General features: G+C 60.2%; 14 protein-coding genes. 9 read left to right on the forward strand and 5 right to left on the reverse strand.

What is annotated here, in order from left to right; genetic code table 11:
• Window positions 1–5: 5 nt before the first annotated feature.
• The 9 genes from murD to lpxC all read left to right on the forward strand — a co-directional run bounded on the left by murD (window position 6) and on the right by lpxC (window position 10465).
• Complete coding sequence (murD, locus tag PSH69_RS04620) at window positions 6–1352, forward strand: UDP-N-acetylmuramoyl-L-alanine--D-glutamate ligase (RefSeq protein WP_018930132.1); 1347 nt, start codon at window positions 6–8, stop codon at window positions 1350–1352.
• Window positions 1349–2566 carry a putative lipid II flippase FtsW gene (gene ftsW, locus PSH69_RS04625; RefSeq protein ID WP_018930133.1) on the forward strand — a complete coding sequence of 406 codons (1218 nt, stop codon included), beginning with the start codon at window positions 1349–1351 and terminating at the stop codon, window positions 2564–2566. Before murD ends, ftsW begins: the two co-directional genes overlap by 4 nt.
• Window positions 2556–3626, forward strand: coding sequence for an undecaprenyldiphospho-muramoylpentapeptide beta-N-acetylglucosaminyltransferase (gene murG, locus PSH69_RS04630; RefSeq protein WP_018930134.1), 1071 nt, complete (start codon window positions 2556–2558; stop codon window positions 3624–3626). The genes ftsW and murG overlap by 11 nt, the downstream gene beginning before the upstream one ends.
• Entirely contained in the window at window positions 3619–5079 is a 1461-nt protein-coding gene (murC, locus tag PSH69_RS04635) for a UDP-N-acetylmuramate--L-alanine ligase (protein WP_018930135.1), read from the forward strand. Before murG ends, murC begins: the two co-directional genes overlap by 8 nt.
• Complete coding sequence (locus tag PSH69_RS04640) at window positions 5076–6032, forward strand: D-alanine--D-alanine ligase (RefSeq protein ID WP_018930136.1); 957 nt, start codon at window positions 5076–5078, stop codon at window positions 6030–6032. The genes murC and PSH69_RS04640 overlap by 4 nt, the downstream gene beginning before the upstream one ends.
• Window positions 6033–6036: 4 nt before the next feature.
• Complete coding sequence (locus PSH69_RS04645; protein ID WP_305411197.1) at window positions 6037–6906, forward strand: cell division protein FtsQ/DivIB; 870 nt, start codon at window positions 6037–6039, stop codon at window positions 6904–6906.
• 15 nt (window positions 6907–6921) lie between these two features.
• Complete coding sequence (gene ftsA, locus PSH69_RS04650; RefSeq protein ID WP_007939849.1) at window positions 6922–8181, forward strand: cell division protein FtsA; 1260 nt, start codon at window positions 6922–6924, stop codon at window positions 8179–8181.
• Window positions 8182–8247: 66 nt separating this feature from the next.
• Window positions 8248–9441 carry a cell division protein FtsZ gene (ftsZ, locus tag PSH69_RS04655; protein ID WP_007939850.1) on the forward strand — a complete coding sequence of 398 codons (1194 nt, stop codon included), beginning with the start codon at window positions 8248–8250 and terminating at the stop codon, window positions 9439–9441.
• Between the two features lie 112 nt (window positions 9442–9553).
• Window positions 9554–10465 (forward strand): UDP-3-O-acyl-N-acetylglucosamine deacetylase, encoded by a 912-nt coding sequence (gene lpxC / locus PSH69_RS04660; RefSeq protein ID WP_007939852.1) that lies wholly within the window; start codon window positions 9554–9556, stop codon window positions 10463–10465.
• Window positions 10466–10532: 67 nt separating this feature from the next.
• Here lpxC and PSH69_RS04665 read toward each other — a convergent pair whose 3' ends face one another.
• From PSH69_RS04665 to PSH69_RS04685, 5 genes are all read right to left on the reverse strand, one after another.
• The gene (locus PSH69_RS04665) at window positions 10533–12029 is read right to left on the reverse strand and encodes a sensor domain-containing diguanylate cyclase (protein WP_305411199.1); all 1497 of its coding nucleotides are present in this window, start codon (window positions 12027–12029) and stop codon (window positions 10533–10535) included.
• A gap of 148 nt (window positions 12030–12177) precedes the next feature.
• Entirely contained in the window at window positions 12178–13497 is a 1320-nt protein-coding gene (locus PSH69_RS04670; RefSeq protein ID WP_305411200.1) for an OprD family porin, read from the reverse strand.
• A gap of 194 nt (window positions 13498–13691) precedes the next feature.
• Window positions 13692–13916, reverse strand: coding sequence for a hypothetical protein (locus PSH69_RS04675; protein ID WP_305411201.1), 225 nt, complete (start codon window positions 13914–13916; stop codon window positions 13692–13694).
• A gap of 178 nt (window positions 13917–14094) precedes the next feature.
• A complete protein-coding gene (locus tag PSH69_RS04680; RefSeq protein WP_018930140.1) occupies window positions 14095–15459 on the reverse strand; it encodes a heavy metal sensor histidine kinase in 1365 nt (454 codons plus the stop codon).
• A complete protein-coding gene (locus PSH69_RS04685) occupies window positions 15449–16126 on the reverse strand; it encodes a heavy metal response regulator transcription factor (RefSeq protein WP_007943491.1) in 678 nt (225 codons plus the stop codon). The genes PSH69_RS04680 and PSH69_RS04685 overlap by 11 nt, the downstream gene beginning before the upstream one ends.
• Between the last annotated feature and the right edge of the window lie 8 nt (window positions 16127–16134).

Below are 16134 nucleotides of genomic sequence, written 5' to 3' on the forward strand. Positions count from 1 at the left end.
AACGAGTGTCTCTGATCGCTTCTGACCACTTCCGCATCGTTGTCGGCCTCGGCAAGAGCGGCATGTCCCTGGTTCGCTTCCTGGCGAACCGGGGCGTGTCGTTTGCTGTCGCCGATACGCGGGAAAATCCACCGGAACTGGCCACGCTCAAGCGTGACTATCCGCACGTGGAAGTGCGTTGTGGCGAGCTGGACGTCGAATTCCTGTGCCGTGCCGACGAGCTCTACGTGAGCCCCGGCCTGGCGCTGGCGACCCCGGCCCTGCAGGCTGCCGCCGCCCGTGGCGTGAAAATGTCCGGCGACATCGAGCTGTTCGCGCGTAACGCGAAAGCGCCGATTGTCGCCATTACCGGTTCCAACGCCAAAAGCACCGTCACCACCCTGGTCGGCGAGATGGCGGCTGCGGCCGGTAAGCGTGTTGCCGTTGGTGGCAACCTCGGCACGCCGGCGCTGGATTTGCTCAGCGATGACATCGAGCTGTACGTGATGGAGCTGTCGAGCTTCCAGCTCGAAACCACCGATCAGCTCAACGCCGAAGTGGCGACCGTGCTCAACATCAGTGAAGACCACATGGACCGCTACAGCGGTCTGCCGGCCTATCACTTGGCCAAGCACCGGATCTTCCGGGGCGCCAGGCAGTTTGTGGTCAACCGTCAGGACGCCCTGAGCCGTCCGCTGATGGGTGAAGGTCAGCCGTGCTGGACCTTCGGTTTGAACAAACCCGACTTCAAGGCCTTCGGCATTCGAGAAGAGAACGGCGAGAAATACCTGGCCTTCGAATTCCAGAACCTGATGCCGGTGCGCGAGTTGAAAGTTCGTGGCGCGCATAACCAGTCCAACGCCCTGGCGGCCTTGGCGCTGGGTCACGCCGTGGGCCTGCCGTTCGACGCCATGCTTTCGGCCCTGCGTAATTTCGCCGGGCTCGAGCATCGCTGCCAGTGGGTCCGCGACCTTGATGGCGTGAGCTATTACAACGATTCCAAAGCCACCAACGTCGGCGCCGCATTGGCGGCCATCGAAGGCCTGGGGGCGGACATCGACGGCAAGCTTGTGCTGATCGCCGGTGGCGATGGCAAGGGCGCCGAATTCAAGGATTTGCGTGATCCGGTGGCGGCCAACTGCCGCGCCGTCATTTTGATGGGCCGTGATTCCGACAAGATCGGTGAGGCCATCGGCGATGCCGTGCCACTGATTCGCGTTGGCTCGCTGATCGAAGCGGTCGAGCAATGCCGCGCCATCGCCGAAAAGGGCGACGCGGTGCTGCTGTCGCCGGCTTGCGCCAGCTTCGACATGTTCAAGAACTATGAAGACCGTGGTCACCAGTTCGTCCGCGCCGTGGAGGATCTGGCATGAGCTTGAGAAACATCATCAAGCCGTATCCATCGCCGCTGATCACCGGGCGCGGTATCGACCTCGATTTCCCGATGCTCGCCGGTTGCCTGGCACTGCTCGGTCTGGGGCTGATCATGATTGCCTCGGCATCGACCGAGGTGGGGGCGGTGCAGTCGGGCAGCGCCCTGTACTACATGATTCGCCACCTGATCTACGTTGTGCTGGGCCTGGGTGCCTGCATCGTCACCATGATGATTCCGATTGCCACCTGGCAACGCCTGGGCTGGCTGATGCTGATCGGTGCGTTCGGCTTGCTGGTGATGGTGATCATCCCGGGGATCGGCCGGGAAGTGAACGGTTCGATGCGCTGGATCGGCTTCAGTTTCTTCAACGTTCAGCCTTCCGAGATCGCCAAGGTGTTCGTGGTGATCTACCTCGCCGGTTATCTGGTACGTCGCCAGAAAGAAGTGCGTGAAAGCTGGATGGGCTTCTTCAAGCCGTTCATCGTGCTGTTGCCAATGGCGGGTCTGTTGCTGATGGAGCCGGACTTCGGTGCCACCGTCGTGATGATGGGGGCGGCGGCGGCAATGCTGTTCCTCGGCGGAGTCGGCCTGTTCCGGTTTTCCCTGATGGTGGTCCTGGCTGTCGCGGCGGTGGTGTTGTTGATTCAAATGCAGCCGTATCGAATGGCGCGTCTGACCAACTTTGCCGATCCGTGGGCCGACCAGTTCGGTGCCGGCTATCAGCTCTCCCAGGCCTTGATCGCTTTCGGTCGCGGCGAATGGCTGGGCGTCGGCCTGGGCAACAGCGTGCAGAAACAGTTCTACCTGCCGGAAGCCCATACCGACTTCGTGTTTTCGGTGCTGGCTGAAGAGCTGGGTGCCGTGGGTTCCTTGTGCACGGTGGCGCTGTTCGTCTTCGTGTGTATTCGTGGCATGTACATCGGCCTGTGGGCCGAGAAAGCCAAACAGTTTTTTGCCGCCTACGTTGCTTACGGCTTGTCGTTCCTGTGGATCGGCCAGTTCCTGATCAACATCGGCGTGAACGTCGGCCTGTTGCCGACCAAAGGTCTGACCCTGCCATTCCTCAGTTATGGCGGCAGTTCGTTGGTGATCTGCTGTGCCTGTCTTGGCTTGTTGCTGCGCATCGAGTGGGAGAGTCGAACCCATTTGGGCAGCGAAGAAATGGAATTCCATGAGAGCGACTTCGCCGAGGAGCCGAACCATGGGCGCTAACGTACTGATCATGGCTGGCGGCACCGGGGGCCATGTGTTCCCGGCACTTTCCTGTGCGCGTGAGTTCCAGGCCCGCGGCTACACCGTGCACTGGCTCGGCACGCCCCGCGGGATCGAAAACGATCTGGTGCCGGCGGCCGGTATTGAATTGCATCGGATCCACGCCAGCGGTTTGCGCGGCAAGGGCAAATTGTCCCTGCTCAAGGCGCCGGTCATGTTGCTCAAGTCGATCTGGCAGGCGCGGGCGATCATTCGTCAGCTGCGGCCAGTCTGTGTGGTCGGCTTTGGTGGTTTTGTGACTGGCCCTGGCGGCGTTGCAGCCAGACTGGCCGGCGTGCCGGTCATCGTTCACGAGCAGAACGCCGTGGCCGGTACCGCCAATCGGTTGCTGGTGCCGTTGGCCGCCCGAGTCTGTGAAGCGTTCCCCGACACCTTTACCCTGTCGGACAGCCGTCGGACCACCGGTAACCCGGTGCGCACCGAGCTGTTCCTCGAAACACCGCGACCTGCCCTGGCCGGTCGCAAGGCGCGTTTGCTGATCCTGGGCGGAAGCCTGGGCGCAGAGCCGTTGAACAAGTTGCTGCCTGAAGCCCTGTCGCAAGTCGCCCCCGACCTGCGCCCGGACGTGTTCCATCAGGCCGGCAAAAACCACGATGAAGTGACTGCAGAGCGCTATCGCGCGGCTGGCGTCGAGGCGCAAGTACAGCCTTTCATCAAAGACATGGCCCAAGCCTATGGCTGGGCCGACCTGGTGGTGTGCCGCGCAGGAGCGCTGACCATCAGTGAACTGGCGGCCGCCGGTCTGCCTTCGATGCTGGTGCCTTTGCCCCACGCGATCGACGATCACCAGACCCGCAACGCCGATTATTTGGCCCGTGAAGGCGCTGCCTTCCTGATGCCGCAAAGAACGACTGGCGCAGCGGACCTTGCCGCTCGCCTGACAGAGGTCTTGATGCAACCGCAACGACTCAACGACATGGCCAGCGCGGCACGCCGCCTGGCCAAACCCGATGCCACTCGTAACGTGGTCGATACTTGCCTTGAGGTGGCCCATGGTTGAGAACAAGAAAGCCATGCCACAACCGGAAATGCGCCGCATCCGTCGTATCCACTTCGTCGGAATCGGCGGCGTGGGTATGTGCGGCATCGCCGAAGTGTTGCTGAACCTGGGCTATCAAGTGTCCGGTTCCGACCTGAAAGCTTCGCCGGTGACCGAGCGCCTGGAATCTTTTGGTGCGCATATTTTCATCGGCCACCGTGCCGAGAACGCCGCAGCCGCCGACGTGCTGGTGGTGTCGAGCGCCGTCAACACGTCCAACCCGGAAGTCGCGACCGCGCTGGAACGCCGGATTCCGGTGGTGCCGCGTGCCGAGATGCTCGCCGAGCTGATGCGCTACCGCCACGGCATCGCCGTCGCCGGTACTCACGGCAAAACCACCACCACCAGCCTGATCGCTTCGGTGTTCGCCGCCGGTGGCCTGGACCCGACGTTCGTCATCGGTGGCCGTCTGAATGCCGCGGGCACCAATGCTCAGCTTGGCACCAGCCGCTACCTGATCGCCGAAGCCGACGAAAGCGATGCCAGCTTCCTGCACTTGCAGCCGCTGGTGGCCGTGGTCACCAACATCGACGCCGATCACATGGCGACCTACGACGGTGACTTCAACAAACTGAAGAAAACCTTCGTCGAGTTCCTGCACAACCTGCCGTTCTACGGTTTGGCGGTGGTGTGCCTGGACGATCCGGTGGTGCGTGAAATCCTTCCGCTAGTGAAGCGTCCGACGGTCACTTACGGCTTCGGCGATGACGCCGACGTTCGTGCCATCAACGTACGCCAACAAGGCATGCAGACTTTCTTCACCGTGCTGCGCCCTGATCGCGAGCCGCTGGATGTCTCGGTAAACATGCCGGGCAACCACAACGTGTTGAACGCGCTGGCGACTATTTGCATCGCCACCGACGAAGGCGTCAGCGATGAAGCCATCGTCCAGGGCTTGTCCGGGTTCCAGGGTGTTGGCCGTCGCTTCCAGGTGTACGGCGAACTGCCGGTCGAAGGCGGCAACGTGATGCTGGTGGACGACTACGGTCACCACCCGACCGAAGTCGCGGCCGTGATCAAAGCCGTGCGCGGTGGCTGGCCGGAGCGCCGTCTGGTGATGGTCTACCAGCCGCACCGTTACAGCCGCACCCGCGACCTGTACGACGATTTCGTCAATGTGCTGGCCGACGCCAACGTGCTGCTGCTGATGGAAGTCTATCCGGCCGGCGAAGAGCCGATTCCGGGCGCCGACAGCCGCAAGCTGTGCAACAGCATCCGTCAGCGCGGTCAGCTCGACCCGATCTATATCGAGCGCGGCATCGACCTCGCGCCGATCGTCAAGCCGCTGCTGCGTGCTGGCGACATTCTGCTGTGCCAGGGCGCCGGTGATATCGGCGGTCTCGCACCCAAACTGTTGAACAGTCCGTTGTTCGCCGGGGCCGTTGCCGCACCGGTAGAGGGGAAGTTGAAATGACTGCTGCTTACGCCAACCTCGTCTCCACTGTCGCGCCGAAGGATTTCGGTCGCGTTGCCGTGCTGTTCGGCGGCAAGAGTGCCGAGCGTGAAGTGTCCCTGAAGTCGGGTAACGCGGTGCTCGAAGCACTGCAAAGCGCCGGCGTGGACGCGTTCGGTATTGATGTAGGCGATGACCTGCTGCAACGCTTGCTGAACGAAAAAATCGACCGTGCCTTCATCATCCTCCACGGTCGTGGCGGTGAAGACGGCAGCATGCAGGGCCTGCTCGAATGCGCAGGGATTCCGTACACCGGCAGCGGCATTCTGGCCTCGGCCCTGGCCATGGACAAACTGCGCACCAAGCAGGTCTGGCACAGCCTCGGCATTCCGACGCCACGCCACGCGGTACTGCGCTGCGAGGCCGATTGTATTTCGGCGGCCAAGGAACTGGGCTTCCCGCTGATCGTCAAACCGGCCCATGAAGGTTCCAGTATCGGGATGGCCAAAGTGACTACCGCGCCCGAGTTGATCGAGGCGTGGAAAGCGGCCAGTACCTACGATTCGCAAGTGTTGGTCGAGCAATGGATTCACGGTCCGGAGTTCACCATCGCCACCCTGCGTGACCAGGTGTTGCCACCGATTGCCTTGGGCACGACGCACAGTTTCTACGACTACGACGCCAAGTACATCGCCAACGATACCCAGTACCGCATTCCGTGCGGCCTGGACAGCGACAAAGAAAAGGAACTCATGGACCTCACGGCCAAAGCCTGTGAGGCACTGGGTATTGCCGGTTGGGGCAGGGCGGACGTGATGCAGGACGCCGACGGGCAGTTCTGGTTCCTGGAAGTCAACACCGCACCGGGCATGACCGATCACAGTCTGGTGCCAATGGCGGCCCGTGCCGCCGGCCTGGATTTCCAGCAACTGGTTCTGGCGATTCTGGCCGCAAGCATTGAGCCACGAGGGTAAGACCATGCAAGGCGCACAGCTGAGACATCAGCCCTCCGCACCACCCGGTCGCAAGCCGGTGCCGCGGGGTGCCAGCCGAATGGTGGCCAAAGAGCCGATGTCCGTGCGCCTGCCGAAAGCCAACTTCGGTTTTCTGAAAAGCCTGTTCTGGCCCGTGCTGCTGGTGGCGTTGGGGTTCGGTACTTACGAAGGCGCACAGCGTTTGCTGCCGTACGCCGACCGGCCGATCACCAAAATCGCCGTGCAGGGTGACTTGAGTTACATCAGCCAGCAAGCGGTGCAGCAGCGGATCGCCCCGTACGTGGCGTCGAGCTTCTTCACCATCGACCTGGCGAGCATGCGCACCGAGCTTGAACAGATGCCATGGATTGCCCATGCCGAAGTGCGTCGGGTGTGGCCGGATCAGGTCGTGATTCGCCTGGAAGAACAACTGCCGGTGGCTCGTTGGGGCGATGAGTCGCTGTTGAACAACCAGGGACAGGCGTTCACCCCGCGCGAGCTGGCGAACTACGAACACTTGCCACAGCTGTTCGGCCCGCAGCGGGCCCAGCAACAAGTGATGCAGCAATACCAGGTGCTGAGCCAGATGCTCAGGCCATTGGGCTTCTCGATTGCACGCCTGGAGTTGCGTGAACGAGGCAGCTGGTTCCTGACCACCGGCGCAGGCAGCGCGGGTCCCGGAATCGAACTGCTGCTGGGACGCGGCAACCTGGTGGAAAAGATGCGCCGCTTCATTGCCATCTACGACAAGACGCTCAAAGAGCAGATTACGAACATTGCGCGCATCGATCTGCGCTACGCCAACGGCCTTGCCGTTGGCTGGCGGGAACCTGTAGCGCCCACGGCAGCCCAACCCGCTGTCGCGAAGAATTGAGAAGAGGCAGGACCCATGGCAAACGTGCAAAGCGGCAAAATGATCGTCGGTCTCGATATCGGCACCTCCAAGGTGGTGGCGCTGGTAGGCGAGGTTGCGGACGACGGCACGCTCGAAATCGTCGGGATCGGTACTCACCCGTCCCGCGGCCTGAAAAAAGGCGTAGTGGTGAACATTGAGTCCACCGTTCAGTCGATCCAGCGCGCTATCGAAGAAGCGCAACTGATGGCCGGTTGCCGGATCCACTCGGCGTTCGTCGGCGTGGCCGGCAATCACATCCGCAGCCTGAACTCCCACGGCATCGTGGCGATTCGTGATCGCGAAGTCAGCTCTGCCGACCTTGAGCGCGTCCTCGACGCTGCCCAGGCTGTGGCAATCCCGGCTGACCAGCGCGTGCTGCACACCCTGCCGCAGGATTATGTGATCGATAACCAGGAAGGCGTGCGCGAGCCGCTGGGCATGTCCGGCGTGCGTCTGGAAGCCAAGGTTCACGTGGTCACCTGCGCCGTCAACGCCGCACAGAACATTGAAAAATGCGTGCGTCGCTGCGGCCTGGAAATCGACGACATCATTCTCGAGCAGCTGGCTTCGGCGTATTCGGTGCTGACCGACGACGAGAAAGAACTGGGCGTGTGCCTGGTGGACATCGGTGGCGGCACCACCGATATCGCGATCTTCACCGAAGGCGCGATCCGCCACACCGCAGTGATCCCGATTGCGGGCGACCAGGTGACCAACGACATCGCGATGGCGTTGCGCACCCCGACCCAGTACGCCGAAGAAATCAAGATTCGCTATGCCTGCGCCCTGGCCAAACTGGCCGGTGCCGGTGAAACCATCAAGGTGCCGAGTGTCGGCGACCGTCCACCGCGCGAACTGTCCCGCCAGGCCCTGGCCGAAGTGGTCGAGCCGCGTTACGACGAGCTGTTCACCCTGATCCAGGCCGAACTGCGTCGCAGCGGCTATGAAGACCTGATCCCGGCCGGCATCGTGCTGACCGGCGGTACCTCGAAGATGGAAGGCGCGGTCGAACTGGCCGAAGAGATCTTCCACATGCCGGTTCGCCTGGGCGTGCCCCATGGCGTCAAGGGTCTGGACGACGTGGTCCGCAACCCGATCTATTCCACCGGCGTTGGCCTGTTGATGTACGGCCTGCAGAAGCAGTCCGACGGGATTTCGTTCTCGGGCATCGGCAGCCGCGACAGCTACAGCAATGACGAACCGAAAGCCGCTCTGCTCGATCGCATCAAGAGCTGGGTACAAGGCAATTTCTAAAGCTTTACCGCAACACCGCTTCAAAAGCAGTAGGCGAAAAAACTAGAGAATGTAAGGAGAGGGAAAATGTTCGAACTCGTAGACAACATCCCCGCAAGCCCGGTTATTAAAGTTATCGGTGTTGGCGGAGGCGGCGGCAACGCTGTCAATCACATGGTCAAGAGCAACATTGAAGGCGTTGAATTCATCTGCGCCAACACTGATGCCCAGGCGCTGAAAAGCATCAGCGCGCGCACCATTCTGCAACTGGGTACCAGCGTGACCAAAGGTCTGGGCGCTGGCGCCAACCCTGAAGTCGGTCGTCAGGCCGCTCTCGAAGACCGTGAGCGCATTGCCGAAGTCCTGCAGGGCACCAACATGGTGTTCATCACTACCGGCATGGGCGGCGGTACCGGTACCGGTGCGGCGCCAATCATTGCCGAAGTGGCCAAGGAAATGGGGATCCTCACCGTTGCGGTGGTGACCCGTCCGTTCCCGTTCGAAGGCCGCAAGCGCATGCAGCTCGCCGACGAAGGTATCCGTCTGCTGTCTGAAAGCGTCGACTCGTTGATCACCATTCCTAACGAGAAGCTGCTGACCATCCTAGGTAAAGACGCAAGCCTCTTGTCGGCTTTCGCCAAGGCCGACGATGTACTGGCCGGTGCCGTTCGCGGTATCTCCGACATCATCAAGCGTCCGGGCATGATCAACGTCGACTTCGCCGACGTACGTACCGTGATGAGCGAAATGGGCATGGCGATGATGGGCACTGGCTGCGCCAGCGGTCCGAACCGTGCACGTGAAGCGACCGAAGCGGCCATTCGCAACCCGCTGCTCGAAGACGTGAACCTGCAAGGTGCACGCGGCATCCTGGTGAACATCACCGCCGGTCCTGACCTGTCCCTGGGTGAGTACTCCGACGTGGGTAGCATCATCGAAGCCTTCGCTTCCGAGCACGCAATGGTCAAGGTCGGTACCGTTATCGATCCGGACATGCGCGACGAGCTGCACGTGACTGTTGTTGCTACCGGCCTGGGCGCTAAAATCGAGAAGCCTGTGAAGGTCATCGACAACACCGTTCACACCTCGATGGCCTCCCAGCCACAACAACAAGCTCCTGTTCGTCAGGAACAGCCTGCGGTGAACTACCGTGACCTGGACCGTCCGACCGTCATGCGCAACCAGGCTCAGGCCGGTGCTGCGACTGCCGCGAAGATGAACCCGCAAGATGATCTGGACTACCTGGACATCCCGGCTTTCCTGCGTCGTCAGGCCGATTGATGAAATGTATCAGGGGTATTAGGGTGATTGGTGTTCAGCAAAGGTCTGGTCTGCTATCATCGCCAGCCTTTGTTGATACCAGTTCGCAATTTGCGCTGAAGCGGCCCATGCCATGATTAAACAACGCACCCTGAAGAATATTATCCGTGCCACAGGTGTCGGCCTGCACTCCGGGGAGAAGGTCTACCTGACCCTCAAGCCAGCGCCTGTCGACACCGGCATTGTGTTTTGTCGTGCTGACCTCGACCCTGTGGTGCAGATCCCTGCCCGCGCGGAAAACGTTGGCGAAACCACTATGTCGACCACGCTTGTTAACGGTGACGTCAAAGTGGACACGGTGGAGCACCTGCTCTCGGCCATGGCTGGCCTGGGCATCGATAACGCCTACGTCGAGCTCTCCGCGTCCGAAGTCCCGATCATGGATGGTAGCGCTGGACCCTTCGTATTCCTGATTCAATCGGCCGGCCTGGAAGAGCAGGACGCCGCCAAGAAGTTCATCCGGATCCTGCGGGAAGTGACAGTGGAAGACGGCGACAAGCGCGCCACTTTCGTTCCTTTCGAAGGTTTCAAAGTGAGCTTCGAGATCGATTTCGATCACCCGGTTTTCCGTGACCGCACACAAAGTGCAAGCGTGGATTTTTCCAGCACTTCGTTCGTAAAAGAAGTCAGCCGCGCACGTACCTTTGGTTTCATGAGTGATATCGAGTACCTGCGCAAGCACAACCTCGCACTCGGCGGCAGCGTTGAAAACGCTATTGTGGTCGACGCGGATGGTGTACTGAACGAAGACGGCCTTCGCTATGAAGACGAATTCGTGAAGCACAAAATCCTCGATGCGATTGGTGACCTCTACCTACTGGGCAATAGCCTGATTGGTGAGTTCAAGGGCTTCAAGTCCGGACACGCATTGAACAACCAGCTGCTGCGCAAGTTGATTGAGCAGACAGATGCTTGGGAAGTCGTGACGTTCGAAGACGCCAGCACCGCACCGATCTCTTACATGCGTCCTGTTGCGGCCGTGTAAGCAAAAAACCTCTCTAGTTTTTTAAAGGCTACCTTCGGGTGGCCTTTTTTTATGCCAGCGGGAACGATCAATCCGCAGCGACCACCCGGTTCCGCCCGTTTTCCTTGGCCTGATACAGCGCCTTGTCCGCTGCAAACAGCAACTGTTCCAGGCTGATGTCGGTTGCTGTCGTCCAGGTACTGATACCAATACTGACAGTAATCGGCGACACATCACCCCCTACCAACGGCAATTGCTCCACCGCTATACGGATTTTTTCGGCAATCTGTTGGGCGCCGGCGCTGTCGGTTTCAGCCAGGATCACTGAAAACTCCTCGCCACCATACCGGGCGACCAGGTCCGCCGGCCGTCGAACATGGGTGTCGATCACCTTGGCCACCGAGCGCAAGGCATCGTCGCCCCCTCGGTGGCCGTGGCGATCATTGAACGCCTTGAAGTGATCGATGTCGATCATCAACAGCGACAACGGTTGACCGGAACGCTGGGCACGAAACCATTCATGGTGCAGGGCCTGATCCAGGCTTCGGCGATTGGCCAGACCGGTCAAGGGGTCGGTGGCGGCCAGTTGTGCCAGTTCCTGCTCGGCACTTTGGCGTCGACGCAGCTCCCGGCAGAGCAACCAGGTCAGCCACAGCAGGCTCACGCACAGGGCAACGGTCGCAGAAGTGACCACCACCGCGGTGCGCTTCCAGGCCGCAAAGACTTCATCGCTGGACAGCGCAACGATGACAATCAACGGCAAATTCCCGACCTTGGAGAAGGTGTACAAGCGCTCATCGTTGTATCGACTGGACATGCCGGTGAAGCTGCCGTTGCCTTCTTTGACGATGCGCTGGAAATTGGGGCGGTTACTGAAGTCCTTGCCGATCAGCTCTTCGGCCAGGCGGGGTTGATGGGCCAGAAGAATCCCGTCCTTGCTGATCAGGTTGACCGTGCTGTCGCGGCCGATGCTCAAGCTGTTGAACAACTGATCGAAGTAGCTCAAGCGCATGGCGGCTTCGGCCACGCCGAGGAACTCACCCTGGGTGCCGTTCACCCGGCGGCTGAAACTGATCCGCCAATCCTGTTCCGGCGGTCGGGCCCTGAAGGGGCGACTGATGAACATGCCAGGGTCCGGATTGTTGATGTGGGTCTGGAAGTATTCGCGATCGGCAAAGTTGCTCTTTCTGGGCTCCACCGAGGCCGAGTCGGCGATCACATCGCCCTTGTTGTCGAGCAACAAGATGTTGCCCTTGTACGGCGCGGCAGTGGCTCGGTCGAAATAGGCCAGGTGACGAATGGCTGGGGAAACGTTCTTGAGGTCTTCCCGCTGGGAGGCAGCGATCAAACCCAGCAGGGACACGTCATAGAGTTCGACATTGCGCAGCACGTCGGCGTCGATCAATTGCACGATATTGTTGGCGGCGCGAGCGGCAGACAATTCGGCATTGACGCGTTCGCGGATCAGCAGGAACGCGACGATGCTCAGTATTGCAATCACCAACAACACACTACTGAGAACCAGAAGCCGCTCCGAGCGTGTCGAACGGATCGGATCACGGGATTTCGCACTGTTCACACTCATGGTTCTGACTTCTGCAAATAAGGCGTTATGAAAGTGCTTTTACAAGAATCGGGCAGAGTCCCAGAAACCGGTCGCGTCCAGCGCGCCTATATAAATCCCGGATAAAAAAAAGGCCAGCAAAACATGCTGGCCTTTTGCTAATTGAAGCTTAGAAGACATTCAGCGGGTAGTCGACAATTACCCGGTATTCATCCGTGTCCTGATCCAGCGCACCGTAACCATTGCCGCCACGGTTAGACGCCCATTGCAGACGCATCGCCAGGTCTTTGGCCTTGCCGCCCTGGACCACGTACTTGAGCTCGATGTCTCGTTCCCAATGCCTGGCGCTTCTGCCGTCGGCGCTGTACCACGAGGCGTAGCCGCGGCTGTCTGGATCGACCTTGGTCAGGTCCAGTTCACCCCGTGAGTAGGACACCGCCGAGGTCAGGCCGGGCATGTCGATACCAGCAAAGTCGTAGGCGTACTTGAGTTTCCACGAGCGCTCATTCGGACCGTTGAAGTCTGAATACTGCTGGGAGTTGTCGAGATAAATGCTGTCGCCCTGGCTGATGTAATCGAATGGCGTGTTGCCGTTGACCCGTTGGTAGGCGGCGGTGACGCTGTGATGGCCCACGCCGACAGTGAAATGCAGGCTGTAGGTGTTGTTGTCTATGTTGCCCAGCAGTGCATCGCCGGTGTCTTGCGTGTGATAGAAGTGCAGGCCCGGGTTGAGGCTGACCAAGTCATTCAGCGCATAGGTGTAATCCAGGTCGTAGTAGTACTGGTTCCAGATGTCCTTGAGTTCGGCCGCATACAGGCTGCTGGTCAGGCCCGGCAGGCCGCTCCAGGCCACGCCGGCCCAATTCAGATGCCGGCTTTCATCGCCATCGGCCAGGCTGCCATAGGACGTGCCGATGCGGGTGTGGCCGCTTTGGTTGTAGAGTTTGGTGAAGCTGGCCTGACCGCCCTCGATCATCAACCCGTCGACACTGTGGTTGGTCAGGCTGACGCCGCGAAAGGTCTGCGGCAGCATGCGGGTTTCGCCACCGGCGATCACCGGGTTGGCAAGGAACAGGTCGCCGGCCTTCAATTCGGTATCGAAGGCCCGCATTTTCAGGGTGCCGCCAGCCGTGGAAAACGAGCCCGGTGCCTTGCCGTTGCCATCGCTGATCGGCAGGATGCTCGACCCGTCGGTGCCACCGCCGCCGTCGAGCTTGAGCCCGAGCATCGCGTGGGCATCAACGCCGAAACCGATGGTGCCCTGGCTGAATCCCGATTCGAAGCGGCCAAGAAAGCCCTGACCCCACTCGATGTTGTCATCAGCCTTTTGCAGGCGATTGCGGTTCATGTAGTAGTTGCGGGCATTGAGGTTGAGGCTCGACCCATCGACAAAGCCTTCGCGGCTGGATTCGTCGTCGGCCTGCGCGTTGTTGGCCATCGTTGCAGTGATTGCAATGAACAGCGGACTGAATCTGAGAGGGAAACGCACGTGCGGTAAAGCTCCTTGGGTCAACTAAGTATTTCATTGTTTTGAAGTGCGGATGTTTGTTGTCAGGGAAGACGAACTGAAGGGGTTTAAAACCACCACGAAAAAAAGCCGCTGATAGCAGCGGCTTTGAAGACAACTTTTCAAAGGGAAGAGCCGATGAAAAGTGTCGAGGGAAACAGAGCGATATGTATGGATCAGCTGTCTTTCTCAACCCGTGGCTGGGCTTGAGTGCTCGACGCTTGAGGGGTTTGCGCAGCCTCTTGGGTCTTGGCTGTCAGTTCGCTTTGATACTGTTCGTAGGCTTTGGCGCGTTCGGCATTTTGTGCGACGAATGTCTGCGACTCTTCAGCCATGGCGAACGGAGACAGGAACAAGAACGACAAAACGAAAGCGCTGGCAATACCCATACTGTTGGACATCTTTAAAACCTTCTTGCTTGGCAAGTGCTGTTTGATGGGGCAACGATAAGGGGCTTGGGCGAGGGGAAAAAGAGTGGATTGCATAAAGGACTGTTGCGCTAAAAGTAACAGTCCTTGAGCGCAGAAGGACATCCTGTGGCGAGGGGGCAAGCCCCCTCGCCACAGGGTTCCTGTCCTATCAGACTGGAAGGTGAATGCCGAAGGTATTCATCCCATGATCACTGCGCACAAACACATCCCCGCCATGCATCAGCGCAATCGCCTTGACGATCGCCAACCCCAGGCCATGGTTGTTGCCACTGTTACTGCGTGACGCATCGACCCGGTAGAAACGTTCGAACAGGCGCGGCAGATGCTCATTGGCAATCGGCGACCCCGGGTTGGCGACGCCGATGCTCACTTGATGCTCTTCGACTTCGATCCGCACCTGAATCACTTGCCCAGGCGCGGTGTGCTGCACCGCGTTGCTCAGCAAGTTGATCAACGCCCGGCGCAGATGTGCGATCTCGATTCGCACCTGCGCATCGCCACTGACCTCGACCTGAACCTGCGCATCCTCAAGAATGAAATCCAGGTACTCCAGCGTCGTCGCCACTTCGTCGGCCAGTGAGGTGGACGTCAGTTGGGTGGCCTTGCTGCCTTGGTCGGCGCTGGCGAGGAACAGCATGTCGTTGATGATCGAGCGCAGCCGTTCAAGCTCTTCAAGGTTCGATTGCAGCACTTCGAAATAGTGTTCGGCTGAACGCCCGCGTGTCAGTGCAACCTGGGTCTGACCGATCAGGTTGGTCAGCGGCGAGCGCAGTTCATGGGCCACGTCGGCATTGAACGATTCCAGCCGCGAGTAGGCCTGTTCGACCCGTTCCAGGGTGGCGTTGAACGAGCTGACGAACTGATCGAGCTCCGGGGGCAATGGCGATAATTGCAGGCGCCCGGACAGCCTCGGTGGTGCCAGGCGCTGGGCTTCCTGCGACAACTTGATCAGCGGTTTGAGGCCGATCCGCGCCACCCAATAACCGAGTAGCGAGGCCAGCAATACCCCAATGATCGCCAGGCTGATCAGGGCGATCAGCAAGTGGTGCTGCGTTTCGTAAAAGGTTTCGGTGTCGATGCCGATCATGAAGCGCAGCGGTGGGCGCTGGTCCTTGGCCGGCAACTCGGTTAGCAGCACTTTCAGCGGGTACGGATGGTCGGGCAATTCCATGTCGCGCATGCCCAACGGGCCTTGTGCGAACGCGCGGATCGACGCGTCGGGTTGGCCGTATTCATAACCGGGATTACCGCTGACCACCCAAAAGCGAATGCGTTTGTCTTCTTCGCTCAGCAGCTTGAGCTTGGCGTTGATCTTCACCCAATGCTCGGGCGTGCCGTAACGGTTGAGCGCCGATTCGAGCACGCTGTAGCGGGCGTCGAGTTCGGCTTCGGGCAGCAGGCCCAAGCCCTTGTCGACCTGTTGATACAGCGCACCGCCGATCAACAGGAACACCAGCAGCGCCACCAGTGTAAACATCCCGCTCAGGCGCAGCGCGATGGAGTTACTGGACACCACGGCTCTCCAGCACATAACCCATGCCACGAATGGTGTGCAGCAATTTCTCGTCGAACGGCCCGTCGAGCTTGGCCCGCAGGCGTTTGATCGCGACTTCGACCACGTTGGCGTCGCTGTCGAAATTAATATCCCAGACCATCTCGGCGATGGCGGTTTTCGAGAGGATTTCACCCTGTCTGCGCGCCAACACACTCAACAGCGAAAACTCCTTGGCGGTCAGATCCAGGCGGGTGCCGGCGCGAGTGGCTTTGCGGCTGATCAAATCTATCCACAGGTCGGCAATGCTCACCTGCACCGGCTCATGGCCACCGCTGCGCCGGGTCAGCGCTTGCAGGCGCGCCACCAGTTCGAGGAAGGAAAACGGTTTGCCGAGGTAATCGTCCGCGCCATCGCGCAGGCCTTTGATGCGGTCTTCCACCCGCTCGCGGGCGGTGAGCATGATCACCGGGGTTTGCTTGCGCGCACGCAATGCGCGCAGCACGCCGAAACCGTCGAGGCCCGGCAGCATGACGTCGAGGACAATCACCGCGTAGTCACTTTCCAGCGCCAGGTGCAGGCCTTCGACGCCATCGCGGGCCACGTCCACGGTGTAACCCTGTTCCGTCAGGCCGCGGTGCAGATAATCCGCGGTTTTTTCCTCGTCTTCGATAATCAGAACGCGCATGACCCCGC

This window comes from Pseudomonas sp. FP1740, from assembly GCF_030687165.1.
GTDB lineage: Bacteria > Pseudomonadota > Gammaproteobacteria > Pseudomonadales > Pseudomonadaceae > Aquipseudomonas.